Raw genomic sequence first — 25609 nt, forward strand, 5'->3', positions numbered from 1 at the left:
CGATGGTTCCAATGGAAACAATTGAACGGTATCACTGATACTAACAATGGAACCAGAGAAGCGGTATCGTTGATATATGACATCGCGCGCACGCGGCACCGATGACGCAACTACCGTCGAGTCCGGCACGGCCACGGGCCGTGAGCAGACTCGGCAGCGGGTCATCGAGGCCGCCATCGACCTGCTGACGCGTGGGGGTCGCGACGCGGTCACCACGCGCGCGGTCGCTGATGCGGCGGGCTTGCAGCCGCCGGCCATCTACCGGCTGTTCGGCGACAAGGACGGCCTGCTCGACGCGGTGGCCGAGCACGGCTTCGCCGCGTTCCTCGCCACCAAGCACGTCGACCCCGATCCGCCGGACCCCATCGAGGACCTCAGAGCCGGCTGGGACGTCGCGGTCGAATTCGGTTTGGCCAACCCCGCGCTGTACACGTTGATGTACACCGAACCCGTCGGTACCACCTCGGCTGCCTTCAAGGCTGGCATGGAGATCCTGATGGGCCGAATCCGCCGCCTCGCCGCAGGCGGCTGGCTGCGCGTCGACGAGGAACTCGCGGCCCAGATCATCCATGCCACGGCGCGCGGCGCAGTGCTCACCTGGCTCTCGCTGCGCGAGGAGCGGCGTAACCCGGCCTTGTTGACCACCCTGCGGGAGTCGATGGTCGCCGCCGTCACCAACCAACAACCGGCGGTGCGAGACGCGGGCCCGGCAGGCGCCGCCCGCGCCTTGCGCGCCGCACTGCCCGAGCAGACGACCCTCAGCAGCGCGGAGCAAGATCTACTGCGGGAGTGGCTGAACCGCCTTGCCGCCGACGGCTGATCGCCGACCCTCGATCTTCCCGGCGCCGACACCGTCGGATGCCGTGACAATCGGGTGCCGAGCCGCGGCCAGCCGCGCGAGCGCGGTTTCGGTGAAGACCGACAACCCGAGGTCGGGGTTGTATCCGTGAATTTCTTTGACGTCGAGGTCGGCGAGGAAATAAAGGATCTCCGTCGAGACCACCTGCCCTGGAACCAGTATCGGGAAGCCGGGCGGGTAGGGCACCACGAAGGTGGCCGATACCAGGGGCTTCCCCTTGGCGAGCCGTCGCCCGGCATCGCCCAGCAGGACGTGCTCGCGGTCGGACTCCGCATACCCGGCGTAGAAGGCCGAACGCATATCGCCGAACGGGCTGGCGCCGTCGGGACGGAAAGCGCTGTCGAACTCGCTGAAATCGGGCAGTGCGGGCAGATCCTTGGTGATCTCCTCGACCCGGCGCTGTTGCAGTGCGCGATCGGCCCTGCCACCCGCGCTCCGGCTTCGCTCGAAGTCGGTGGCGACCCGGCGCAGCACGTCGAGCAGGTAGTGCACGCTCGACCAGGTGACGCCGATCGTGAAGATCAACAGCACACTGTTGATCGAGGTCTTGTTGATCTGGATGCCGAACCGGTCCATCAGGACCTTCTCGCGGAAGTCGTACCCGTTCATGCCGGTCTTGCCGATGAACAGGGTGACCCGGGTCGGGTCGAGCACGAACTGATCGGACCGCCACGCCTCGTTCCACTCCGCCAGGCCACCCTGTCTGACCTGCCGGTAGGAGATGACTTCGGAGGGGCGGAACTCGTCGGGCACCAGGTCGTCCTCGTCGAGGATGCGGAACCACTTCCCGATCAGCCGGTCCTTACGGACGCGGTGGCGGAACACGAGCGCCATGTCGTAGACGTTGCGGACCAGCTGGAAGCCCTCGATGTCGACCTGCCTGCGCGCCAAGTCCAACGACGCCAGGAGTTGCTGGTTCGGCGAGGTCGAGGTGTGGGTCAGGAACGCCTCGGCGAACGTCTCGCGGACGAGAGCTTTGAAATCCTGGTCGCGGACATGGATCATCGACGCCTGCCGAAGCGCGGACAGCGATTTGTGGGTGGAATGCGTCGCGTACACGCGCACCCGCGCACGCTCGGGGTCGGGAAGCAACCGGCGCTCGCTCCACTCGGCACGGTCGACTCCCCGCATCGACGCACGCCACTCGCGGTACTCCTCGGCGTACCCGGGCGAGGACAACGTCGATCGGAGTTGCTCGGCGGCAACCATCGCGGTGCGCTGTCGCGCCCACGGCACGGCGGTCGCGAACGCGTACCACGCCTCGTCCCACAGGAAGCAGATGTCCGGCTTGATCGCCAGAACCTCCTCCATCACGCGCTGGGGGTTGTAGACGATGCCGTCGAAAGTGCAGTTGGTCAGCAGCAGCATCCGCACCCGGTCCAGCTGTCCGGCCGCCTCGAGGTCCAGCAGTGCCTTCTTGATGGTGTGCAGGGACACGGCTCCGTAGATCGCGAACGGCGCGAGCGGGTAGGCATCCAGGTACAGCGGGTACGCACCGGCGAGCACCAAGCCGTAGTGGTGCGACTTGTGGCAATTGCGGTCGATCAGGACGATGTCGCCCGGCCGGGTCAGGGCCTGCACGACGATCTTGTTCGCGGTGGACGTGCCATTGGTGACGAAGTACGTCTGATCGGCGCACCACGTCTCGGCGGCTTTGTCCATCGCCGCCCTGATCGTGCCGTGTGGATCCAGCAGTGAGTCCAGCCCGCCGGAGGTGGACGACGTCTCGGCCATGAAGATGTTGCGGCCGTAGAACTCGCCCATGTCCTGCAGCGACTTGGAGTTGAAGATGCTGGCGCCACGTGCGACGGGAAGCGCGTGGAATTGGCCGACCGGCGCGGCCGCGTAGGCGCGCAAGGCATCGAAGAACGGTGTGGCGAACCGGCTGCGGACGCCCGCGAGCACCGTGCTGTACAGGTCGGTGACGTCGTTGAGGCGGTAGAACGTGCGATCGTAGACGTCCGTCTCGTCCTCGGTCTCCGCGGCGATCGACTCGTCGGTGAGCAGATACAGGTCGATATGCGGTCGCAGCTTCCTGATCCACTCGCCGCATTCCACCCAGTCGTGGTTGCGGTCGGTCACGTTGACGTCTTCGTTGGCGCCGAGCAACGTGGTCATCAACGGCGCGCGGTCGCTGGAACGGAGGGGGAGGTCGTGCCGGATGATCGCCGCCTGAATCTCGCCGTTCAACGCGACGGCGGTGATGGCGTCCTCGATGCTCGCCACGACGAGCAGGTCGAACTGCACATCGTCCGATGGGTCGCGCGGTGCCCGCAGGCTCTCCGCCAGGCCCGCGGGAGCGTCGGGCGGAGCGTCGTCGCCGAGCAGGACGGTGTAGAACTGCTGCTCTTTGGCCCGCGCCACGAGTTCCTGATCTTCCAGCGGCGCGGAGGTGTCGAACAAAGCCGCACGGTCGCCGTACTCGGAGAGCAGGCGCACGGCCAGCGACACTTCGTCGGTGAGCCGCGCCGTCGCGAGATCGGCGAGATAATCGCGGAACGCCGCCAATCTCGCCGGTCCCGGGTACAGCCAGTACCGCTCATAGGTGCCGAGTCGATCGAGAAGACGCCGCACCCGGGCGGCTTCGTGGGTGGCGTCAAGCCCGGCCCGATTGACATCGGCGAGCCGACGGCACGCGTCGTCGAGCAGATTCCAGGTGTCGATTCGCGAGTACGACGGGTTCGCCACCGCCGCCAGCGCGGAAACAGAAAGCCCTTTCGGGCGCTCGCCGTCTCGGTGCATGTCGTCAGTTCCTCCCCCTCGATGGGCGAAGTGATCTGTCGAACGCGATAGACCTAATTGTGCCTTGCGGCAGATCGAATTCCTAGCGAGCGAAGAGAGCACGTCGGCAGGTCCCTCGACGCGGTTGTCGTTCGAGGGCCGCCCGCGATATTTCCGTGGCGTCGAAGCGAGATACCTACAATGATCGTGTGACGACTTTTCGTCGCGATAGCGAAGTCGAACTCGACGACTACGTCGGAGGGATCGCCGCCCGGATGAACGAGCGGGTGACGGAAATCGGCACGGCCATCCGGCGCAAACTCGAGGAAGAAATAGCCGAACTGCGCGAGGACACGCATTCGCGGGAACTGCTCGGGGCCAGCGTGCACGCGAATGTCGAGACACTGTTGCAGGCGCTGCGCCACAATATCCCGGTCGCGCGCGTCCAGGCGCCGACGGCGGCGATCGAATACGCCAAACGGCTTGCTCAGCACGAGGTTTCGCTCAATGCTCTGATTCGCGCCTACTGGGTGGGGCAGCGACGGATGAGCGAACTGGTGTTCGCGGAGGTGCGCGCCGCCGACATCACGCCGCAGCAGCGTGTCGACGCCCTGCAGACCATCACTACGACGCTGTTCAACTACATCGACTCGATCACCCGGCAGGTCGTCGCCGCCTACCAGGGCGAGCGGGAACAGTGGTTGGAGAATCAGAACAGCATTCGCACACTCCAGGTCCGCGAAGTGCTGACCGAGACGAGCGCCGTCGACGTCGACGCGGCGACCGAGTCGATCCGCTACCCGCTGCGCTGGCATCACCTCGCGCTGGTGCTGTGGTATCCGGAGCTGAGCACCGACGGTGACGAGCTGCCCCGGATACAGCGGTTCGTGCGGGAACTGGCCGAAGCGGCGAACACGTCGGCGCGCCCGCTGTTCGCCGCCGTCGATCGGGTCAGCGCATGGGCCTGGCTGCCCTACCGGTCGGTTCCCGCCGACCCGGTCGGCGCCGTACGCAGGTTCGCACGCGACCGGGCCGACGCTCCCTGCTTCGCGATCGGCACGCTCGGCGCCGGCGTCGAGGGCTTCCAGCGGTCCCATCGGCACGCTCAGGCCGCGCGCGCGGTCGCGCTCGCCCGCGGCACGGACGATCCGACGGTCTTCTCCGCGACCGATCCGGGACTGTCCGCCGCGGCGCTGCTGGGTGGTGACATGGCGGAAGCTCGGGACTGGGTGAGCGAGGTACTCGGCGATCTGGCCTCCGACAACGACAACGACGAGCGGCTCCGCGAGACGTTGCGGGTCTTCCTGCGCACCGGATCGAGCTACAAGGCCGCGGCCGCGGAAATGAACCTGCACTTCAATTCCGTGAAGTACCGGATAACGCGAGCGATCGCGCGGCGAGGTCGGCCGATAGACGACGACCGGCTCGAGGTCGAGATGGCGTTGCTGGTGTGCCAGTGGTACGGGGGCGCGGCATTGCGCCGAGGTCCGGCGTAGCGCAGATCGTTCCCACCTCCTGGCTCGAAACCCATCACCCCAAAGCAAAGGAGAAGGCAATGTCCACCATCCACTTCAAGGAGACGACGAACTCGACACCGGAGCAGTTCGTAGCGGCGCTCACCGATTTCGGGCCGGGCCGTTCGCAGGTGTTCGGCAACAGCGCCGACGAATACCTCGAAGTGCACAACCAGGGCCGCCGTGAGGCCGACGTCACGGAAGGATCGCACGGCATCTGGGAACGCCTGCACTACGACTGGTCGAATCCCGAGCGGGTCGTCATGACGACCACCGACTCGAACGTATGGGGCGGCCACTCGGGCCACACCTACACCTTCAACCGCCGGTCGGACGGGAAGACCGATGTGGATGTCGTCATCGTGCGCGAGGGCAAGAACCTCAAGGGACGCGTCCTCGAAGTCGTGGTCGGGACCGTCGGCAAACGCGTCCTGCGACAGGCCCTGGACAAGACCGTGAAGGCCATCGAAACCCGCGACAACGGGGGAGGAACGGCCGAACGCCCGTAACGGGTCCTGCGTATCGGCGGTCAATCGCCGAGGTCGGGTGGGGTGGTGGCCAGCAGGCGCGGGTCCGGATCGGAGCCGGCCATGGCGAGGGCTCCGGCGGCGGCTCGGCCGAGCTTCCACAGGTCACGAGGATCGCGTTTGTTCAGTCCGCCCACCAGCTGTCGGAGAATGGTGAGCTGGTCGAAGTAGATTCGTTCGGTCACCAGGTTCTCGTGCTCGTCGAAGACGAAGTAGGCCGTCATCCTCGTGCGGTGCCGGGAGCCGGTCGGGGGAATCTTGCCGAGTGATCCGAGATGTGTTCCGAGCAGCCAGAATTCGACGATGACGGCGTCATGGCTGTGCCGGAGCGCGATGAGTTCGTGGTCCTGATCGGGGAAGGCGACGCGGGTGTCGTGATAGTAGCCGCGCACTTCGCCGTCGCCGTCGTGGACGAGCATCTGCGCGATGATCTCGTAGTGCGGGTGGGGGAATGTCGACAGGGTGGCGTCCCAGTCCTGGCGGACTTCGTCGCGGAAGTGGTCGAGAACCAGTTTCTCGCGGGCTCGCAGCACGTCTTCGGGCGGCAGGTGGAATCGGGACGACATGGGAGTACTCCTTCGAAGCCGGGTCCATCAGTGCTGTGGCCGTGACTGCGCATGGGCCTGGCGCCCGGGTTGGTCCATGTGCCGGTGAGTTCGCTGGGGGGAAACCGCGGGTACGGAAAGCGCATGCCTCCGATATCCACAGTGTGGGTTAAGTGAGGACGAACTTTATACCCACGCCGTGGATATAATCAAGGAGGTGTGCGGTCCGGCACCTCGATCGGGCGAAAAATAGGTATACCCCCGGGTAATTTCACCGTCGCTCGACGTGGCTCAGCGGGGCAGTCTGGAGCGGAACTTGCCAGCACCGCCTCGGGGAGGCCCGTATGCACACGAACCAGGTCGAGCACACTTCGAACGTCGTCGGAGGTGGCAGTGCGCTGCGCGCGGACGACATGTTGATGATCTACCGCTGCATGCGGTGCGAGAAGTTGCTCGCGCCGATAACGTCCGGGTGCTCGTCCTGCGGATCCGATGACCTCGAAAGTGTGCCGTCGTCGGGTGCGGGTTCCGTCGTGTCATGGCGGGTAGTGGATCGGGCCCCGACCGACAGGCAGGGCGGGTTGGTGCCGCTGACGATCGCCATCGTGGAGCTCGACGAAGGCCCGTGGGTCTACACATCGCTCGAAGGCGAGATCCCCTCGTCCGCGGGCCCGTCGGTGCGCGTTCAATTCCAACCCCATCCCCCGGAAGGCAGGTTCCCGGTCTTCGCGGTCAGCACCCGTTTGCCCTGACAGTCCGACTGCGCGACCCGCTGGATAAGTCCCGGCGATATCCTGGGGATACGTCACCGGGAGGTGTGCAGTGGTGGGTTTGCCAATGGGCTCGGATGGGGTGAATCGGTGTAGTCGATGACCGATGCCGATCCCTTCGCGACGCAACGCGACGCGTCCGGTTCGGTCGCGGCGGAACTGGCGGCGGCTGGGTTCGACGACGCCGCCGAGATCGGCCGGGGTGGTTTCGGCGCTGTGTATTGCTGCAGGCAGGCTTCGCTCGACCGAGTGGTCGCGGTCAAGGTCCTCACCGCCGATCTGGACGAGGACAACCGGGCCCGGTTCTTACGCGAGCAGCGGGCCGCGGGCAGGTTGACCGGCCATCCCAATATCGTGCATGTCCTGCACGCCGACGTCACCGACGACGGTCGCCCCTACATCGTCATGCCGTATTACCCGCACGGCTCTCTGGACGCCCGGATCCGCGGCAGCGGGCCGCTGGGACTCGAGGAAGTGCTGCGGCTGGGGGTGAAGATGGCCGGGGCTCTCGAGACGGCGCATCGCGCCGGGGTGCTCCATCGTGACGTCAAGCCCGGAAATATCCTCTACACCGACTACGACGAGCCCACGCTGGTGGATTTCGGCATCGCTCATATCGGAGGCGGGTTCGTCACCGGCGCGGGCATCGTGACCGGGACGCCCGCCTTCACTGCTCCGGAAGTGATCGGCGGCGAGGCGGCCGGCCCGGCCGCCGACGTCTACGGCCTCGGCGCCACCTTGTTCGCCGCGATCACCGGCCACGCGGCCTTCGAACGCCGCGACGGCGAGCAGTTGGTGGCCCAGTTCCTCAGGATCACCTCCGAGCCGGTACCGGACCTGCGCGAGCACGGCATTCCCGAGGCCGTGGGCGCCATCATCGAACGTGCCATGGCCGGTGACCCGAACAGCCGACCTTCCGCCGCGGAACTGGGTGAGCAACTCCGAGAAGCGCAGACCCGTCATGGTTTCCCTGTCGATGAAATGGCGTTGCACACTTCGCTCGCGGGGGAGCCCGAGGCCGAGTCACCAGGCCGGCAGTCTCCTTCGACGGGGTCGCGGCAGCTTCGAGCGACGGAGGCTTCGTCGGGTTCGGGGAAGCTTCCGCTGGAACTGACCAGCTTCATCGATCGACGAACCGAGCTGACGCAAGCGACGAACTCGTTGTCGACCTCACGGTTGGTGACCCTCACCGGGATCGGCGGAGTGGGCAAGACGCGGCTCGCGGTGCAAGTCGCCACCACTGCGCAACGCGACTTCGCCGACGGTGTGGTGTTCGTCGAGCTGGGTGAGCTGCGTGACGAATCGCTGTTGGCGAGCGTCATCGCGGGCGCGCTGAACTTGCAGGACCGATCGATGCGGCCGTTACGCGACGTACTCGCCGAGTTCCTCGCCGATCGCGAACTGTTGCTCGTGCTGGACAATTGCGAGCAACTGGTGGCCGCGGTGGCGGAACTCGCGGAGTCGCTGCTTCGCGCGTGTCAGCGAGTGCGGATTCTCGCGACGAGCCGCGAGCCGATCGGCCTCGCAGGGGAAGCGGTTCTGCCGATCCACCCGCTGGCCGTCCCCGATCCGGATCGGCTACCCAGGAACCCGGCCCGCAATGACGCGATGAGGTTGTTCGGCGACCGGGCCGCCACGGCCGTGCCGGGGTTCGAACTCACCGAGGACAATCAACGCCCCATCGCCCGGATCTGCCGGCAGCTGGACGGCTTGCCGTTGCCGATCGAGCTGGCGACGGCCTGGTTGCGGGTGATGTCGCCGGAACAGATTTTGCGACGCTTGACCGATCGGTTCGCCTTGCTCACTCGCGGCAGCAGGAGCGCACCGCCGCGGCAACAGACATTGCGCATGTGCATCGACTGGAGCTACGACCTGTGTACACCGGTGCAACAACGAGTGTGGGCTCAGTTGTCGGTTTTCGCGGGCAGCTTCGACCTCGAGGCCGCGCAATACGTCTGCGGAGAGGATCTGGCAGCGGAGAACATTCTGGATACGATCGCGTTCCTCGTCGACAAGTCGATCCTCATTCGCGAAGAGTCGGCGGGCGTGGTGCGGTTTCGGATGCTGGACACGGTGCGTGACTACGGCCGCGAAAAAGGGGAGCGGACCGGCGAATACCTCGAACTCTGCCGTCGCCACCGTGACTGGTACGAACAGCTGGCGCTCGATGCGAATGCCGACTTGATCAGTCCTCGGGACTTCGAGTGGGTCGGTCGGTTGCGCCGGGAGCAGCCGAACATGCGGCAAGCGCTGGAATTCTGCGTGTCCGACAGCCCCGAAGCCGGAATCCGGATCGCCAACGCTCTGTTGCCCTTCCGGTTCTCCCACGGCTCCCTCGCCGAGGAGCGTCGCTGGCTGGAGCGTCTGCTGGCCCGCCGCACCGGCACAGTCACCGTCGACCAGGCCGCGGCGATATTCGCGACCTCCCTCATAGCCGCAGTACAGGGCGACGTCTCAGGGGTGGCCGATCTGGTACGCGAAGGGCACGCGTTCGCCGAGCGGACGACCGACCCGCTGATCCGCGCACACATCGACTTCGCCGATGGACTCCTCGCACTGTTCAACGGAAACCTTTCCGACGCCCGCCTGTATCTCGAGAAAGCCCTCCAGGTGTATACCGAGCGAGGCGGCCCTCTCCTCTTCCGAGTCGACGCGCTGACCTTTCTCGGTCTCACACACGGGCTGGGTGACGACAGCGCGCGGGCCATCGAATATTTCGAACGCTCTCTCGCGCTCATCGAAGAACACGGCGGGACGGTATATCAGGCCTACGCGATGTGGGCGCTGGCTATTTCGTTGTGGCGTCGAGGAGATTCCGTGCGGGCGACTCGACTCATCGTGCGAGCACTGCGGGTGAGCAGGAAGGTGGACGACCGCACGAACCTCAGCATGTGCCTGCAAGCACTGGCGTGGATCGCCGCCGACCACGAAGCTGCCGAGCGCGTGGTCGTCTTGTTCGCGGCCGCCGAACAGATCGGCCGGTCCGTGGGTACCGCGCCGACCCAATTCCCAGAGCTGCTCGCTTATCAGGAAGAGTGCGAGCGCCGAACTCGAGAAGCCATCAGCGAGCAGGCCTACGCCGCGGCCCACCGGGAGGGCGCCGCGCTCGATCTCGACGCCGCGATCGCCTACGCCCTGGGTGAACCGGCCCCACCCTCGGCGCGAAATCCCCTGGGCAGCAAATTGACCAAACGCGAGCGGCAAGTCGCCGAACTGGTCGCCGAAGGCCTGACCAACAGGGAGATCGCCGCTCGCTTGGTGATCTCGCCCCGCACCGCACAAGGCCATGTCGAACACGTGCTGACCAAACTGGGCTTCACCTCGCGAACACAGGTCGCGGCGTGGATAGCGGCCTCGCGCAACCCCTCGGGAACATGAGCGAACCGTCACGATCGACTACGCATTTCTCTGTCAGGCCGACCGGACGATGACCACGCGGCCGATCCGTCGATCGGTGCGAGAAAGCCTGCGCGACAAGCCGCGTCCGTGGCGATGCTCGGTCGGCGGCTACGCTCATCGCGGTATCGGCATAGGTCACGTGATCGACAAGGGGAAGGCGTAATGGAGGATCTCGCCGCGCGATTCGAGGAGCTGGGTCGCCTGGTACCGATCCCCCACCCATGGGACGTAACGGAGTACATCGCGCGGGTGGCAGAGTACCGGGAACGGCCGATCACGTTGTGTCCGATCGATGTCGGCGCACTCTCGGAGAACGGATGCGGCACCGGAAGCGGCCTGTGGATCGCCCGTGCAGGCGACGACGTGATCATGTACGGAGCCGACACAGAATGGCATGCCGATCACATCATCGCCCACGAGATCGGTCATATGCTGCTCGGCCACGGAGGAACCGCGAGCGGTACCGATGGTGCCGCGGCCGATCTGCCGTTGCGCGAATTGATGCCCTCGCTGTCGCTGGAAACCATCCGCAGCGTACTGCGCCGCCAGGACTACGGAAGTGAGCGCGAGCGCGCCGCCGAAACCTTCGCCGACCTGTTGCTCGTCGAAGCGATGCTGCCGAAGCGGTCAGCGAGCCGGTTCCGCTCGACGTTCTTCCGAAACCGGCATCGGTGAGATGACTTCCCCGATCCCGGGTTCGATCACCTGGCCCGTCCTGACAGGTATCGCGTTGGCGCTCGTCGGTCGGTGGTGGCTGTTGCCGGACAGCGTCGTCGACCGGCTCGTCAACCGCGCGCTCGCCGCAGCTCTCCTCGAACACCTGTTGCGGGAGTCGTGGTTCGAACAGTCACTGACCCGGCTGCTGCCCGGCGACAACAGCGACGTGGTGAACATCGCCCGGCAGCTCTCGCTGGGAGCAACCGTGCTGGCCGTCTCGAATATCTACGGCATCGCCAGGCTGTGGGCAGGCGCAGACCCCGCCTACACGTGGCACAGGCAGCGGCGCTACTACCTGCTCACCCTCACCGCCACCGTTGTCATCCTGATCGCAGGGACGCCCGCCCGCCGCGCCGACCAGTTGATCGACCAAGCCCTCGGCTGGCCTGCCGTCGTGATCTGGATCGCGTTTTCCCTGCCGCTCGGTGCGACGGCTGTGCTCGTCAGCCGGGCAAGTGTGCGCGAGATGCGCGCCGCGGGCGATAGCCCCTGGCAGGAACGCGCACTGTACACGGTGGTCCTGTGCACCGCGGTGGGCATGGGGATTGTCGCGGTCGCATACCCGATCGATTCGCTTGTCAGTGTCCTGACAGGTCAACCGCCATTCGATCCCGAAATGCACTGGAAAGCATGGTGCGGGTTCCTTCTCTCGGCGGTGGGCGCTCCCGCCGTGGTCACGGTGCCGCTGATCAGCGCCTTGGTCTCCCACGTCGGATGGGACCGCACCAGCCGATATCGCCGCCGCTTGCAGCCGATGTGGGCCGATCTCACCGCAGCCGTACCGGAAATCGTCATGGAGACGCGGCGCGACCTCGACGGCCGAACAGACCCGGCCATCCGTCTGCACCGCATGACGGTCGAGATCCGCGACAGTCTGCTGCATCTCAAGCGCTACAGCGACTGCCCCGACGATCTGGCCGCCACCGGCGGCGACCCACACATCTATGCCCGTCGCGTCGCCGAGGCCATCGCCACAAAAGCTGCCGGGCACGCCCCGCGCGCGAGCCGGCTCACACCGCGGCACCAAATCCAACCGGGGGCACGGGATCTCACCGCGGAGCTGCGCCAGCTCCTCGCACTCGCCAAGGCATGGCCACACGTCCGCGGCCTGACAAAATCGCCGTAGCCGTCGCGCGTCGGTGTATCCGCCGCCGTCGACTGCTCGAAATTCCTCATTACGACGGTGATGGTGTCGCGAAAATCGTCCCCACTCGAACGTCCGCCTGGTCATGGCGCCGCAGGGTGGATGCCACCGGTGGTCACGGTAGGCCGGCGAGGGCCGCGACGACTGCCCATGCGTCGGCACGTGGTTCCGAAGTCCAAGGGGCCGTAGGTTTGTGGATCCGTAGCGAGACCACGCCGTGCAGGGCGCACCACGCGCGCAGCGCGAGGTCCGGGGACTTCTCGGCGGCCGGTAACAGATCGGCCAGACGATCCAGCAGATCCAGTCCCGGCCCGGTACCGGGCTCGATCGAGGGATCGGGTCGTTCGAACAGCAACTGGTAGGCGCCGGGATGATTCTCGGCCCACGTCAGGTAGGCATCGATCAGCGAACGAAGCCGGTCGACGCGGGTGCCGTCGGGCATGTCCGCGGCGTCGAGCGCATGCCGCAGCCGGCCGAACAATTCCTCGGTCACGGCATAGTTCAGCGCATCTTGAGACGGGAAGTGCATGTAGACCGCGCTGGGCGCGACACCGCAGGCCCGGGCGATGGCCCGCAGTGACGGCGCCGGCAACGACTGCGGTTCCAGCAGCAGCTCGATCGCGGCGGCAACCAACTCCGCGCGCAGCCGCTCGCCCTCTCCGCGCGCTCGTCGTTGGCGTGTATCGGTCATCGAGGCTCCCTTGACATGGATCACTGAACAGATGTTAAGTATAGCTAGCTGAACACCTGTTCACCTTCAGGAGGCGACATGAAGAACTGGGATGGCGCGACGGCGGTCGTGACCGGTGCGAGTAGCGGAATCGGCGCGGCATTCGCCACGGCCTTGGCGGAAAGACGGTGTGACCTGATCCTGGTCGCCAGGCGCGAGCATCGGCTGCGCGAGCTGGCGACAGACCTCGAACACACCTTCGGTATCCGGGCTCGGGTCGTCACCGCGGACCTTTCGATCCCCGCGGACGTCGAGCGCCTCGCCGCCCTGCTGAGCGCGGACGAGCACCCGATCGACGTGCTGGTCAACAACGCCGGTTTCGCGACCCACGGCCCGCTCGCCGACCACGACCCCGCGCGAGTGCGCGAGGAGATCGCGGTCAACATCACCGCCGTCGCGGAACTGACCCGGGCGGCACTGCCGGACATGATCCGGTGCGGCCGCGGAGCGGTGATCAACATCGCCTCCACCGCGGCGTTCCAACCGATCCCGTTCATGGCCGTCTACGGCGCGACGAAGGCGTTCGTGCTCTCCTTCACCGAGGCGTTGTGGGGCGAGCTGGAAGGTAGTGGCGTCACCGCGCTCGCCGTGTGCCCGGGCGCCACCGATACCGAGTTCTTCGAGGTGGCGGGCGAAGCCGCCAGTGTCGGCCGACGGCAGACATCGGAGCAGGTGGTGGCGACGGCTCTGCGCGAACTGGACCGTCGCACGCCCCGGCCGAGCGTGGTATCCGGGCTGACGAACGCGGTGTCCACGCGTCTGCCGCGGTACCTGCCGCGCCGCACCACGATTCGCCTCACCCGCGGGTTGGTCGCCGCGAAATGACCATGTACGCCCTGCGTCCCAGCAGCCTGTGCGATATCTCTTCGATGCGCCGCCACCTACTCAGCGAACGTATCGTGGACGCATCGGCGCAGCGAACCTTCGACATTCTCGCCACCGGGGAAGGCCAAGGGGAGTGGGCCCACGGGTACCGGGCCACCACCTGGTACGGAAATGCTCCGCATGACGTGGGAACGATCCGCGACATTCACTTGCGCTGGATCACGGTGCGCGAACGATTCCTGGCCTGGGAGCCCGCCGCCCGTTTCACGTTCTCCGCCGATGCCATGTCGATCCCGCTGGCGCGCGGAATGATCGAAGACATCACCTTCGAGCCGCTCGGCCCCGACCGCTGCCGCATGGTCTGGCAGGTACACCTCGACCCGGCACCGGTGCTACGCCCGGTCGAATCACTGGTGATGCGACGCCTTTTCGAGCCGATGTTCGACTCGTTCGCCGCCGGACTCGCCGGATTCGCTGGCACACGTAGTACTCGCGGAAGACAACGACAATAGTTTGACCACGGCGGCTAGTGAAGTTGGCGGTCCCAGTCTTGGGCCCATGCGGTGATCGGTTGCAAGCTGTGGATGAGTCGTTGTCCGATCGGTGTCAGCGAGTAGCCGTTCACGTGGTCGACGATGCCGGCCGCGGTGAGTTCATGGAGCCGACGGGTCAGCACGCTCGAGGAGATTTCGCCGCATGCCGTACGCAGTTCGCGGAAGGTCGGTGGGTGTGCGGCTCTGTCGAGTTCCCAGATCACTCGCAGGGTCCACCGCCGCCCGATCAGGTCGAACAGGGCCATGATCGGGCGGCCGGTCGAGGAGCCGCGGACGGGATGTCCGGGTCGTGGCGCGTCGGTGGGCATGGCTATCCGGCCTGGCTGGGCAGAGGTGAATCCTGCAGCCGCCGGGACATTTCCGCGATCGCGATGCGCAGGGTTCCCAACGGACGCAGGAACAACGTGACGTGTGTGATCCGATCGGAGGCGTCGCGTTCCTCGCGCAGCATGCCCTGCAAGTGGTGATCCTCGACCTGTGCGGTGAACGCGAAAACCCCGTCCCGTTCGCCTCTCCATTGGTTCGTCTCGGTGATACCACCGAGCACTGTCGAGATCAGTCCCAGCACGTGTGTGGCGTCCTCGCGCCCGTGATAGTCGGCGACCGGGCTGCTGAAGATCGCGTCGTCCGCAAGATGCTGCGCGAGGTCCCGCGAGCGGTCGGCTTGCCAGAAGGAGAGAACCACACTGTCGCTCATGCCTCTATTTTAGAGGCATGAGCGACAGAGTGGTAGGCGCTGGTCCGGCGGCCGCAACCGCGGCAGATGAACTCAGCGGCTCGCGCGCAGTATGCGGATCGCGCGCAGTGCGGGGGGCGGTTCGCCCTCGAAATTCTCGGATCCGTCGAGGTAGCCGGCGATGAGGTCGGGGGCGGAGTGGTCTTCGAGGTCGGTGAAGCCGAGGGCGCGCAGCTGTGCGGCGAGGTCGTCGGGCGTGAAGTAGCTGAACACGGGTTCACCGAGGCCGGCCAGCCGATCGGCGCGGGCCTGCTGGTGCGTACGCTCCTCATCGGTGTCCGCGGGCTGCAGGTAGTCGAAGACCACCTCGACCGGCTGGGCCTGACCAGCGATGTATTCGAGAGTGGCGTGGGCGGCGTCGGGAGTCAGATAGAAGACGACGCCGAGCCACACGAAGACGGCAGGGTCCGTCCGTTCGAATCCGGTGGATTCCAACGCCGCTGCCAGCGTCTGGGTTTCGAAATCGACCGGCACGAAGGTCAACGTCTCAGGGCGGTCGATTCCGGCGGTAGTAAGGCGTTCGCGTTTCCACGCTTGGGTGGCGGGGTGGTCGACCTCGAAGACACGCAAGTCCGGGCGCGGATTGCGGTAGGCGAAGGTGTCCAGACCGGCGCCGAGGATCACGACCTGCCGCACACCAGCGGCGATGGCCGCGGCCACGGCGTCCTCGGCGAAGCGCGCGCGGGCGGCGAAGAACAGTCGGCGGGGCCGATCGCTGACCCCGTCACGGAGGTGATCGGTGGTGGGTGTCCCCTTTTCGGCCAGGTCCTCTGTGGTGACGCCGAGTAGACGTGCCGCCAGGGGGTCGGTGAAGATCTGTGGTCGGTCAGCGATCTGGTGATAGGCGCGGGCGTACGCGGTGATGAGCGCTGTACGGCTGGGTCCGTCGTTATCCATGTTCGACAACCTAGTCACGAGTGTGGCGCACGCTCTATGAATTACTCACGCTCACTCCGATCTGATCGGCATGCCGACCCAGGAGAGAGCAGTCGGGAAACTCGCACGCAGGCCGGTCAGAAGGAGCGGGTCAGGCGTGCGCGAACTGCATATCCCTACCGAGGGTCAGGAGCTGTCGGATACACGGTCCAGAACGCTACCGTCGGCTATCGGCTATCGGCTATCGGCTATCGGCTATCGGCTATCGGCTATCGGCTATCGGCTATCGGCTATCGCAGTCGGCTGGACTACTCCGACCCCATATTTCCCATTAGCTGGGATCGGTACGGATCGAGCCAACCGGCCACCGCCCTCCAGTCGGCTGGGGTCATTCGAGCAGGAGGATGTGCCTCCGACTCGAGACAGTATATGTGCAGGCGTCGACGCTGATCCGCTTCCGATAACAGCGCTCTTCTGCATCGTGAGCAGAATCTGTTCGTTATTGTGTGGATGTGCTCGTCCATTGTTCTCCCGCCAGTAAATGCGCGAAGAGGATCGGAACCGGTTGTGTGTAGCGCTGTCGAGCCCGAGCCGATCAGTCGTCGGTTACGAGCACTGTGTCCAGGTCCACGTAGCTGCGAACAACAATGCGAATCGGTAACGTCCAGGCGAGCTGGATCGACGCGCTCAGGATCCGGCGACGCTATCGCGCGTCGGCCGTGCCATGTACGGCGAACTGTCGCGTGACGTGCGTGGCACGGTGACTCGCTGACGAGCCTGCCTGAGGGGTCATCGGTGCGAGAGTGCTCGAGTTCGAAGCGGCCTCGACAATGCGCATGCGCAGTTCGAGTCGGCGATCTGACCCGAGGTGGAGCGTATTCCAGCATCGGCTGGTCGCGTCGGGTCGATTCTGTCGCACCATTGGCTGTGCAGTGTTCGCCAGCCTTCGGGGGCCGTGCGGATCCACTTCTCTTGCAGCTCTGCCGCAGCCAAGGCGGGGTTCTCGCGCTCGACTTCGTTTTCCGCGTGTGCGGCCCGGTCGACCAGCGCGGTCCAGCGGTGGAAATCCTGATGGAGTGCCTGTTCGGCCTTCTTGTGCACTGTCAGCTCCTTAGGTGACGGTTGTCGTTGTTCTGAACCTGCGTTTCTGGATGGTGCGCTCGGATCACCACAAGTCGGATCTGTATATCGCGAGCGTTGCTGTGGGCGGTGACTGGTTTGTGACGTGTCACGGCTCCTGGCTCACCTTGGTAAAATTGATGCACCGCATCAGATTTGATCTACCGGTACTCGAATATGCCGCCGCCCCTCGCCGTGCGTATTGACACAGCTACATGCTCGGTCGGCTGCGTATACGGTAGGCGCGGCCACGGCTACCATGCCCGTGGCGCCGAGGGCGACGTCGATGCGTTCGCGATTCGCGCCGCAGCGCTGGGATAGATGTCGGCAGTCAGGCATTGTGCATCGATCTCTTGTACGGACGGATCGGATTCCGACAGCGCGTAGGGGCTGCACGGACCCTTGGAGAGAGCCGCTGAGGCTCGCCGATGGAGCGGTCTTCTGTTGTGGGATGCTCAACTCTCCGGCAGCGTCACGCATTCGCGCGGCTACCATCCCGTCATCACGGGGCCGTCCGCGGTGTCGGGTGGCCAACGTTTGATGTCGGCTTGGTCACAATTTAAGCACAGACGGTTAACTATGCACAGGGCAAGTAGGGACTTTTCTATCGAAAGCCGCAGGTCTGCCATGGCTTCGTCGCCTAACCAGCGAATTTGCTGAGTGCATGTGATGTATATCACATACAATATCTATTGACGGTTACCTGACCCTCTGTTGCCGACCTCTGGCTCGATGGAGCGGACATGAATTCGCCACCTGAGTGTGGTGGCGTGGGCCGGCGACCGGGCCGAGGGCTCTGCAACGAGTCGGTGCTACGTCGGCATGGTCTATTGCCGTGGCCGGTCCGTGCGCGTTCGATTCCTGCCCCATCCATGGGAGGACCGGTTCCCGGTCTTCGCGCTCAGCGCCGATCCCCGAGATTCGAGCGTATGGCCCGCGACGCGCCTATCCGATCGAGACTGATCGATGCACCGCTCACCAGATCAATCTGTCTACCGAGGCCACTTTGCCACGGGTACGTCGGTGTCCAACCAGTGCCGTAGCGGGTGGGCCTGCTAGGTAGCGTGCGCTGCGGCTCGGACCAGCGCCGCGACAGTTGCCACGCCGGGCGAGTTTTCCGATTCTCGATGGGCCAGCATGAGATCGACCGTTTCCGGCTGCCGGAGTAGTCGGTAGGTGACGCCGTCCAGTCCTAGGCTGCGAACGGGTTCGGGGGCGAGGGCGACGCCGAGGCCGGCGGCTACGGAGACGGCGAGGGTGGCGGTTTCGCTGACTTCCAGGACGGGAGGTCGGAATCCGGCGCGGGCGCATGCGTCGAGCACCAGGTGGTGCATGGTGGACCGGTCGCCGGAGGGATGGGTGATGAAGGTTTCGCCGCCCAGGGCGGCGAGATCGACCGGATCGGTGTGGGCGAGTGGGTGGTTGACGGGGAGGACAGCGAGAAGGTGTTCGGTGCGCAGTGTTTCGAGCACAATGCTCGGCGCGTCCGGGCTCCGTGCGAGGAGGTGGTGGAGTCCTCGGGCTGATCCCGGTTCAGAGCCTGGTTGCGGCCGGACCAGTGCTAGGTCGTATTCGCCGGTGGCCAGGCCGTCGAGCAGTTGCGGGGACAGCAGTTCGCCGCGCACTCGCAGGTCGATGTCGGGGAGTTCGGTGCGGACCATCCGGGTCAGGCGGGGGAGGACGTCGTAGGTGGCGGTGCCGATGAAGCCGACCGAGACGCGGCCTGCGCTGCCGCGGGCGAATGCGGCCATGTCGTCGGTGGCGCGTGCGCATGCCGCCTCGATCCTTCGGGCGTGTTCGGTGAAGCGTTCGCCCGCCGGGGGTGATCTCGACGCGGCGGGTCGAGCGGTCGAACAGCTGGATTCCCAGTTGGGTTTCGAGCTGTTTGATCTGTTGGGACAGGGCTGGTTGGGCGATGTGGACGCGAGCTGCGGCTCGGCCGAAATGACGCTCGTCGGCGAGGGCGAGGAAATAGCGCAGGGTCCGCAGGTCGAAGTCCACACAGCCATCCTATCGTCGCTACTTATCAATACGCGTCAAATGAGTATTGGACTGCATTAATCGTGGTGTTTACCGTCGAGGCGTGACCGATTCCTTCGTCTATGCCGCGGCGCGCACGCCGTTCGGGCGTTTCGGGGGTGCGTTGGCCGATCAGCGCCCCGATGACCTGGCCGCCGCGGCCCTGACCGGTGCGCTTGCCAAAGCTCCACACCTGTCTCCTGACGCGGTGGGGGATGTGATCTGGGGATGCGCGAATCAGGCCGGTGAGGACAACCGCAACGTCGGCCGGATGGCGGTGCTGCTGGCCGGGCTGCCGACCGGGGTACCGGCGACCACGGTGAACCGGTTGTGCGGCTCATCTTTGGATGCGGTGATGAGCGCCTCGCGGATCATCGAGACCGGTGACGCGGAGGTGGTGGTGGCCGGGGGTGTGGAGTCGATGACGCGGGCGCCGTGGGTGCTGCCGAAGCCTTCGCGGTCCTTTCCTGCCGGGAACGTCACCGCGGTCTCGACTACGCTGGGCTGGCGGCTGGTCAACGACAGGATGCCTGCGGAGTGGACGGTCTCGCTGGGTGAGTGCAACGAACAGCTCGCGCAGTTTTTCGGGATCTCCCGTGCCCGCCAGGACGAGTTCGCCGCCCGCTCACACCTTTTGGCGGACGCGGCGTGGGAAGCGGGTTTCTACGACGACCTCGTCGTCGCGGTCGGTGGTCTGGCCCGCGACGAGGGCATCCGGCCCGGCTCCACTGCCGAGAAGCTGACCCGATTGAAACCGGCGTTCCGGGAAGATGGGTCGATCACCGCCGGGAACGCTTCCCCGCTCAACGACGGCGCCGCTGCGGTCCTGCTCGCGAGCGACTCAGCCGGTTTGGGTATCGATCCGCTGGCTCGGATCGCGGGCCGGGGGACGTATGCGCTGGATCCGCAGGATTTCGGCTTTGCGCCGGTGGAGGCGACCAATCGCGCGCTGGCTCGCGCGGGGATCGGCTGGGCTGATGTGTCCGCGGTGGAACTGAACGAGGCTTTCGCGGTGCAGTCGCTGGCTTGTGTCGATGCCTGGCTCGCGCAAGGGCTGGCCGATCCGGAAATCGTCAATGCCAAGGGCGGCGCCATCGCGATCGGGCATCCGCTGGGCGCTTCGGGCGCGCGGATCGTCGGCACGTTGGCGCACCGTCTCATCGAGTCCGGGCAGCGGTGGGGTGTCGCCGCGATCTGCATCGGTGTCGGTCAGGGATTGGCGGTCGTACTCGAGAACATGCGGGAGGTGCGGTGATGGTGGACATCTGTGCGACGACCGCGGAGGCGGTCGCCGCGATCACCGACGGCAGCACTATTTTGATCGGCGGTTTCGGCATGGCGGGCATGCCCGTGCAACTCATCGAAGCACTCATCGACCAGGGCGCGACCGATCTGACGGTGGTGTCGAACAACGCGGGCAACGGCGACACCGGCCTTGCCGCGCTGCTGGCCGCCAAACGGGTGCGCAAGGTGATCTGCTCGTTCCCCCGCCAGTCCGACTCGTGGGTCTTCGACCGCCTCTACCGGGCCGGACAGATCGAGCTCGAGGTCGTGCCGCAGGGCAACCTCGCCGAACGCATCCGCGCGGCGGGTGCGGGGATCGGCGCGTTCTTCTGCCCCACCGGCGTCGGCACCCAACTCGCCGCAGGTAAGGAGACCCGCGAGATCGGCGGCCGCACTTACGTTCTGGAGTATCCCCTGCGCGGGGACATCGCCCTCATCGGCGCCTACCGGGCCGACCGGATGGGCAATCTGGTCTACCGCAAGACCGCTCGCAACTTCGGCCCGGTCATGGCGACCGCCGCCACCACGACCATCGTCCAAGTCCGAGAGATCGTCGAAACCGGCGCGCTCGATCCCGAAGCGGTCGTCACCCCCAGCATCTACGTCGACAAGGTGGTCGCGGTATGAACACCGGCCCGCTCAGCAAGGATCAGATCGCGGCCCTGATCGCCGAGGACATCCCGCCCGGCGCGTATGTCAACCTCGGCATCGGCCAGCCCACCACCGTCGCCGACCATCTCTCAGCCGGCTCCGGGGTGGTACTGCACACCGAGAACGGCATGCTGAACATGGGCCCCGCAGCGGTGGGCGACGACATCGATCCCGACCTCACCAACGCGGGCAAGATCCCCGTCACCGAGCTCCCCGGAAGCGCCTACTTCCACCACGCCGACTCCTTCGCCATGATGCGCGGCGGGCACCTCGACGTGTGCGTGCTCGGCGCCTTCCAGGTCTCGGCGACCGGTGACCTGGCGAACTGGCACACCGGCGCACCCGACGCCATCCCCGCCGTGGGCGGCGCGATGGACCTGGCCATCGGAGCCAAACAGATCTTCGTGATGATGACGCTGTTCACCAAAGACGGCGCGCCCAAGCTGGTTCCGGCCTGTACCTACCCCCTCACCGGAGTCGGCTGCGTATCCCGGGTCTACACCGACCTCGCGGTCTTCGACATCGAACCCGACGGAGTCATCGTGCGCGACACCTTCGGCATCACGCTCGAGGAGCTGGCCAACCGCCTGGACGTGCCCCTGCAAGGCCGACGAGTAACGGCCTGACGGGAGTCACGTCCGGTCTTCCGGCTCCCGAGTTGTGACCGCCGCAAGACAGCGTGTCACCGCGCCGGCCCGACCACGCGCGCGGTCCTGGAACGAACGGTCGCATCAGCGCTCACCAGCGCACCAGCTTCCGGTGGACCGTATGGACGCGTAGTTTTCGGGCATCGCCGGATGCTCGACAAACCAGATCGACTCAAAGCGGAGTTCTTCCGCGGTCGTGGCCAGGCTTGTCAGGCCGCCGGGTTCCATCGAAGGCCGATTGTGGCGAATCGATTCCGAACTTCATTGTTCCTCCCGGTAGTAGGACTTACTGCGCATCAGCCGCCGACGGCTTCCCTCCACATGGTGAGCGGCCGGGTTGGAGCGCCCCTTACGCTACGTACCTTCTCTATCGAGCGGGCCGGGGTGAACCCGCATGAAGTACCTGTCTTCTACCTGTCGAGTGACGTATGGCGCCAGCCCTTCTCCTACAGCGAAATGCGCATGAAGGTGACGGTTGTGCTGTTCATCGCCGAGGGTGGTCAAAACCTGGCAACCACCATGCTCGTCGACGACTTCGCGGGAGACCCCCTGCACGATCTGCAGCAAGTGAGCACCCAATCCTGGCTCCAACTCCAGCAACGACCGAACATGGCGCTTCGGGACCACGAGCACGTGATCAGTCCCGAAACCCTGAATCGGCGGCCGGAACGCCAGCACCTGCTCGGTCTCGCGGACCACATAAACCTCGATCAGCCCGGTGAGGGGATATCGCGGCGGCGGGCACGTTTGAGCGCGGCGGCGATCTGAGTGGCGCTCAGCCTGGCCGCAATCCTCGTCGCTCATCGAAGCCCGGGCTCATTCCACCGGCGGACAGCAGATTGCGCGAGTGTGTAACAACTGACGCGAACATGCGACATCCTTAGTTGTCGAGGCGGTGGAGGGATAGGCGCATGGACGTTCTCGTCGAATCAACGCAGCCGGGAGGCGCGGACGCACTCCGCGACCTGAACACCGAGCTACTGAACGATGCGCGGTGGCGCGGCCGGGTCACCCTGCTCGAAAAGCCCGCCCCCAAAGGCACTTTGGGACCGGTGCTAGAGGGCCTGCAGATCGCGCTACAGCCGCAGACACTGGTGCCGCTGGCCACCGCGTTGTTCGCCTTTCTGCGCGTCTATACCTCGGACATCAAGATCAGCATCAGGCGCACCGACAAGAAGACCGAAGTCACGTTGTCCGCCAAGCGGATCAAGCGGCTCAAAGATGCCGAGCTCCCTGCCGCGCTGGCGGAGCTGATCGGCCGACTCGACTCACCCGACAGCGACAACACCGAATCATGACCGGACTGAGCGGCGCAGGTACACGCGTACTGCTCATCGGAACCGAACACACGGATAGCCCGAAGCTGTCCGACGTCCCGGCAGTGCGCACGTCGTTGGCGGATCTCCAACAGCGGCTGATGGATTCGTGCGACATTCCCCCGGCAAACATCCGAGTCGTCCTCGATCCACCCGATCCGGTCATGCTGGACGCGGTTATCCGGGCCACTGCCGCCGCGGCGACCGATGTCCTGCTGATCTACTTCGTCGGGCACGGACTGGTCGCGGCGGGCAACGAGTTGTTCCTCTCGACGGTGGCGACCGTTGACATCACCAAGAACCGCCCCGCCAGTCAGGCTTTGGAGTTCTCCGCCATTCCGGCGGCACTGTCCACGTCCACGGCGAGCACGGTGCTCGTGGTGCTCGACTGCTGCTACTCCGGCCGGGCCAGGCTCGGCTCCGATATCGCCGACGGCCTGCTGCTGGTGTCCGCGACGCCGTGGGGACCCGCGCTGGTCCGCGACGGCGCCGAGCACACCGTGTTCACCGGCGCGTTGCTGCAGGTCCTCGCCGCAGGCGATCCGAATGGCCCACCGCTGACCACGCTCGCCCGCCTGACCGAGCTACTCGATCGCAAGCTGCATGACCTCGATCCCCATCAGCCCCGGATCGGCATCGAATTCCGCGGCAACGCAGGACGACTGGTCATCGCGAACAACCATGCCCACCGACAACCGAAGCCGGAGCCGCCGCCGGATGCGGGCGCCACCGACGCCGTCAACCCGTATCTCGGGCTGGCCGCGTACGAGAAGGAAGATGCGTCACGGTTTTTCGGGCGTGCTGGGACGACCGCCGCGCTGACCGCGGCCATCGCCGCGCGCGCCACAGACCTGATCGTGCTCACCGGCGCGTCCGGCGTCGGAAAATCCTCGATACTCGGCGCCGGGCTGCTGCCGCTGCTCGATAAGGGTAAGGAGTTCCCCGGCTCGGAGACATGGCGGCAAGTAGCGTTCGTGCCCGGCACCGATCCGCTGGCGGCGCTGCGCACCGAATTGGCAGGGGCCCTCCGAATTTCCCAGGAGGCCGTCGACGACCTGCTCACCGACGCCACCCGGCTGCGCGAAACCTGCAACACCACACCGATTGCCGTGGTGGTCGACCAGTTCGAGGACGTGTTCACCCACCACCTCGCCGTTGCCGATGTCTTCATCGAGGAGCTGACTGCACTGGCCAGCGTCGCCCGGCTGACGGTGGTTTGCCTCCGATCCGACTTTCTCGGGCGCTGCCTGAGCTACCCGGCGCTCGGCCCGGCGGCCAGAGCGGCCGTCGAAGTGACACCGATGACGCCCGCCGATCTCCGCGCGGTGGTCGAAAAGCCCGCCGAGCAAGCCGGTTTCGTGGCAGGAGAGGATCTCGTCGAGATCATACTTTCCGACGCGCTGCCGCGCTCGGGCCGCTCGGTGGAGGTGTTGCCACTACTGTCGCACGCGTTGATGGAGACCTGGCAGGTGCGTCGGGGCCGGGTGCTCACCGCCGCCGACTACATCCGGGCAGGCCGCATCGAAAAAGCGGTGACCAAGAGCGCCGACGCCGTATACGCCGCGCTCGACGCGGCGGGTAAAGCCGAAGCGCGCCAGCTGTTTCTGGCGTTGGTCCCGCTGGACGGCGAGCTGCAGCGAACCAGCCGGGTCGTCGCGCTGGACGATCTCCGGCCTGACCCGCAGGTGCTCGACGTCTTTGTCCGAGCCCGGCTGCTCGGCATAGACCGAGGCGCCGTATTCCTCATCCATGACGCCCTGCTGGACGCCTGGAAGCTGTTGCAGGAGTGGATCGACCAGTATGACGCGGGGATGCGGGAGCGGCAGCGGGTCCGCAGCCGGGCCGCCGAGTGGCAGGCCCGCAGACATCCAAGTCTGCTGCTGTCCGGTCCGACCACCCCGACACCCTCGCCTCCTACAACGCCCTCGCCTACGCCTACACCTCGGCGGGTCGGGTGGACGAGGCGATCGCGCTGTATGAGCAGAACCTTGCTGACGCCGAGCGGCTCCTTGGCCCCGACCACCCAGACACCCTCATCGCCCGCAACAACCTCGGCCGGGCCTACCACTCGGCGGGCCGGCTCCCCGACACCCTCACGCCGCTCAAACAGAACCTCACCGATCGCTGAGTGCCCTCGCGGCCGACCACTCCGACAGCCTAACCACCCCAGCCGTCTCGCTCGTCATAGAGGGATCCGCTCCCTGTCCGGTTGGAGTACGGCCCAACACCACACCCGGAGACGTCGCGGAGAGCGTCAGAGTGAGGTGCTGTTCGCGTCAGTCTGACGCTGTGCGGCTGGGCTCCTGATCTTCTGGTCTGTGGTCCCGCGTCCCGAACGGGCCTGCGGTGGGGGACGAAGTCGTCGCTTCAAAGCCTCACCGCTGGCGCCAGGGACGACGACGTCGAGTTCAGGAAGCAAAGCAGGTTGCCACGGCTTGCCTTCGAGGCTTGCTGTCACGCGCAAGCACAACTTTCGCCGATGCCTGCGGCTGATCCTCACCCACCCGAAAATCCGTAGATCAGGGGCTGAAGTTGCGCATCGTCAGCTGCGTCGCCGCGCGGCGGGGTCGGTAGCGTCCTGCCAAGCCAGCAGTGCCTCTTTCGACGGGCGGGCGTATTTCGCCAGCGGAAGGTGCCGACGTCGACGACGGCCCGT

24 protein-coding genes and 2 pseudogenes are annotated in these 25609 nt (G+C 65.9%); 16 read left to right on the forward strand and 10 right to left on the reverse strand.

Annotated elements, in window-relative coordinates; genetic code table 11:
- Positions 1–76: 76 nt before the first annotated feature.
- Entirely contained in the window at positions 77–820 is a 744-nt protein-coding gene (locus ACFV2O_RS17015; protein ID WP_356965518.1) for a TetR/AcrR family transcriptional regulator, read from the forward strand.
- On the opposite strand, the gene ACFV2O_RS17020 is transcribed toward ACFV2O_RS17015, so the two are convergent.
- Entirely contained in the window at positions 779–3601 is a 2823-nt protein-coding gene (locus ACFV2O_RS17020; RefSeq protein ID WP_379252597.1) for an aminotransferase class I/II-fold pyridoxal phosphate-dependent enzyme, read from the reverse strand. The genes ACFV2O_RS17015 and ACFV2O_RS17020 overlap by 42 nt on opposite strands.
- 188 nt (positions 3602–3789) lie before the next feature.
- Between ACFV2O_RS17020 and ACFV2O_RS17025 the strand changes: the two genes are divergently transcribed.
- Both ACFV2O_RS17025 and ACFV2O_RS17030 read left to right on the forward strand, forming a co-directional pair.
- Positions 3790–5076, forward strand: a complete 1287-nt coding sequence (locus ACFV2O_RS17025) for a helix-turn-helix domain-containing protein (protein ID WP_379252598.1) — start codon at positions 3790–3792, stop codon at positions 5074–5076.
- Positions 5077–5135: 59 nt separating this feature from the next.
- Positions 5136–5603 carry a hypothetical protein gene (locus ACFV2O_RS17030; protein ID WP_355076691.1) on the forward strand — a complete coding sequence of 156 codons (468 nt, stop codon included), beginning with the start codon at positions 5136–5138 and terminating at the stop codon, positions 5601–5603.
- 20 nt (positions 5604–5623) lie between these two features.
- Here the strand turns inward: ACFV2O_RS17030 and ACFV2O_RS17035 are convergent, their stop codons facing one another.
- Positions 5624–6187 carry an ester cyclase gene (locus ACFV2O_RS17035; RefSeq protein ID WP_355076689.1) on the reverse strand — a complete coding sequence of 188 codons (564 nt, stop codon included), beginning with the start codon at positions 6185–6187 and terminating at the stop codon, positions 5624–5626.
- A 323-nt stretch (positions 6188–6510) separates the two neighbouring features.
- Here ACFV2O_RS17035 and ACFV2O_RS17040 point away from each other — a divergent pair, with 323 nt between their 5' ends.
- The 4 genes from ACFV2O_RS17040 (at position 6511) to ACFV2O_RS17055 (ending at position 12178) form a co-directional block, all read left to right on the forward strand.
- Positions 6511–6918, forward strand: coding sequence for an OB-fold domain-containing protein (locus ACFV2O_RS17040; RefSeq protein WP_355076687.1), 408 nt, complete (start codon positions 6511–6513; stop codon positions 6916–6918).
- Between the two features lie 117 nt (positions 6919–7035).
- Complete coding sequence (locus ACFV2O_RS17045) at positions 7036–10314, forward strand: protein kinase (RefSeq protein WP_379252600.1); 3279 nt, start codon at positions 7036–7038, stop codon at positions 10312–10314.
- 183 nt (positions 10315–10497) lie between these two features.
- Positions 10498–11010, forward strand: a complete 513-nt coding sequence (locus tag ACFV2O_RS17050; RefSeq protein ID WP_355076685.1) for a hypothetical protein — start codon at positions 10498–10500, stop codon at positions 11008–11010.
- Position 11011: 1 nt separating this feature from the next.
- Positions 11012–12178, forward strand: a complete 1167-nt coding sequence (locus tag ACFV2O_RS17055; RefSeq protein ID WP_379252601.1) for an MAB_1171c family putative transporter — start codon at positions 11012–11014, stop codon at positions 12176–12178.
- Positions 12179–12311: 133 nt separating this feature from the next.
- Here ACFV2O_RS17055 and ACFV2O_RS17060 read toward each other — a convergent pair whose 3' ends face one another.
- Entirely contained in the window at positions 12312–12887 is a 576-nt protein-coding gene (locus tag ACFV2O_RS17060) for a TetR/AcrR family transcriptional regulator (protein WP_379252602.1), read from the reverse strand.
- A gap of 78 nt (positions 12888–12965) precedes the next feature.
- Here ACFV2O_RS17060 and ACFV2O_RS17065 point away from each other — a divergent pair, with 78 nt between their 5' ends.
- Together ACFV2O_RS17065 and ACFV2O_RS17070 are read left to right on the forward strand one after the other, a co-directional pair.
- Positions 12966–13751, forward strand: coding sequence for an SDR family NAD(P)-dependent oxidoreductase (locus ACFV2O_RS17065; protein WP_379252603.1), 786 nt, complete (start codon positions 12966–12968; stop codon positions 13749–13751).
- Positions 13748–14263: an SRPBCC family protein gene (locus ACFV2O_RS17070; protein ID WP_379252604.1), complete on the forward strand. Its 516-nt coding sequence runs from the start codon at positions 13748–13750 to the stop codon at positions 14261–14263. The genes ACFV2O_RS17065 and ACFV2O_RS17070 overlap by 4 nt, the downstream gene beginning before the upstream one ends.
- 14 nt (positions 14264–14277) lie before the next feature.
- On the opposite strand, the gene ACFV2O_RS17075 is transcribed toward ACFV2O_RS17070, so the two are convergent.
- The 4 genes from ACFV2O_RS17075 to ACFV2O_RS17090 all read right to left on the reverse strand — a co-directional run bounded on the left by ACFV2O_RS17075 (position 14278) and on the right by ACFV2O_RS17090 (position 17018).
- A complete protein-coding gene (locus ACFV2O_RS17075; RefSeq protein WP_355076676.1) occupies positions 14278–14613 on the reverse strand; it encodes a helix-turn-helix domain-containing protein in 336 nt (111 codons plus the stop codon).
- Between the two features lie 2 nt (positions 14614–14615).
- Entirely contained in the window at positions 14616–15002 is a 387-nt protein-coding gene (locus ACFV2O_RS17080) for a hypothetical protein (protein ID WP_379252605.1), read from the reverse strand.
- Between the two features lie 72 nt (positions 15003–15074).
- On the reverse strand, positions 15075–15938 hold the full coding sequence (locus ACFV2O_RS17085) for a class I SAM-dependent methyltransferase (protein WP_379252606.1): 864 nt from the start codon (positions 15936–15938) through the stop codon (positions 15075–15077).
- A 768-nt stretch (positions 15939–16706) separates the two neighbouring features.
- Positions 16707–17018 (reverse strand): hypothetical protein, encoded by a 312-nt coding sequence (locus tag ACFV2O_RS17090; protein WP_379252607.1) that lies wholly within the window; start codon positions 17016–17018, stop codon positions 16707–16709.
- 14 nt (positions 17019–17032) lie between these two features.
- Between ACFV2O_RS17090 and ACFV2O_RS17095 the strand changes: the two genes are divergently transcribed.
- A complete protein-coding gene (locus ACFV2O_RS17095) occupies positions 17033–17242 on the forward strand; it encodes a hypothetical protein (protein ID WP_379252608.1) in 210 nt (69 codons plus the stop codon).
- A gap of 849 nt (positions 17243–18091) precedes the next feature.
- On the opposite strand, the gene ACFV2O_RS17100 is transcribed toward ACFV2O_RS17095, so the two are convergent.
- Positions 18092–18787, reverse strand: coding sequence for a LysR family substrate-binding domain-containing protein (locus tag ACFV2O_RS17100; protein WP_379252609.1), 696 nt, complete (start codon positions 18785–18787; stop codon positions 18092–18094).
- Between the two features lie 118 nt (positions 18788–18905).
- Positions 18906–19037: pseudogene (locus ACFV2O_RS17105) on the reverse strand (LysR family transcriptional regulator); the annotation flags it as partial.
- 82 nt (positions 19038–19119) lie between these two features.
- On the opposite strand from ACFV2O_RS17105, the gene ACFV2O_RS17110 reads away from it, so the two are divergent.
- The 3 genes from ACFV2O_RS17110 to ACFV2O_RS17120 are packed head-to-tail and all read left to right on the forward strand — an operon-like array spanning position 19120 to position 21616.
- Entirely contained in the window at positions 19120–20310 is a 1191-nt protein-coding gene (locus ACFV2O_RS17110) for a thiolase family protein (RefSeq protein WP_379252610.1), read from the forward strand.
- Positions 20310–20966 carry a 3-oxoacid CoA-transferase subunit A gene (locus ACFV2O_RS17115; protein ID WP_379252612.1) on the forward strand — a complete coding sequence of 219 codons (657 nt, stop codon included), beginning with the start codon at positions 20310–20312 and terminating at the stop codon, positions 20964–20966. Before ACFV2O_RS17110 ends, ACFV2O_RS17115 begins: the two co-directional genes overlap by 1 nt.
- Entirely contained in the window at positions 20963–21616 is a 654-nt protein-coding gene (locus ACFV2O_RS17120) for a 3-oxoacid CoA-transferase subunit B (RefSeq protein WP_379252613.1), read from the forward strand. Before ACFV2O_RS17115 ends, ACFV2O_RS17120 begins: the two co-directional genes overlap by 4 nt.
- A 375-nt stretch (positions 21617–21991) precedes the next feature.
- Here the strand turns inward: ACFV2O_RS17120 and ACFV2O_RS17125 are convergent, their stop codons facing one another.
- Positions 21992–22441: an HIT family protein gene (locus ACFV2O_RS17125; protein WP_379252614.1), complete on the reverse strand. Its 450-nt coding sequence runs from the start codon at positions 22439–22441 to the stop codon at positions 21992–21994.
- A gap of 107 nt (positions 22442–22548) precedes the next feature.
- On the opposite strand from ACFV2O_RS17125, the gene ACFV2O_RS17130 reads away from it, so the two are divergent.
- From ACFV2O_RS17130 to ACFV2O_RS17140, 3 genes and pseudogenes are all read left to right on the forward strand, one after another.
- On the forward strand, positions 22549–22935 hold the full coding sequence (locus ACFV2O_RS17130) for a hypothetical protein (protein WP_355156942.1): 387 nt from the start codon (positions 22549–22551) through the stop codon (positions 22933–22935).
- 119 nt (positions 22936–23054) lie between these two features.
- Positions 23055–24809, forward strand: a pseudogene (locus ACFV2O_RS17135) (caspase family protein); the annotation flags it as partial.
- Positions 24803–25081, forward strand: coding sequence for a tetratricopeptide repeat protein (locus ACFV2O_RS17140; protein WP_379252851.1), 279 nt, complete (start codon positions 24803–24805; stop codon positions 25079–25081). The pseudogene ACFV2O_RS17135 and the gene ACFV2O_RS17140, both read left to right, overlap by 7 nt.
- Positions 25082–25609: the final 528 nt, after the last annotated feature.

The sequence above is a fragment of the Nocardia sp. NPDC059691 genome (assembly GCF_042733915.1).
Classification (GTDB): Bacteria; Actinomycetota; Actinomycetes; order Mycobacteriales; family Mycobacteriaceae; genus Nocardia; species Nocardia sichangensis.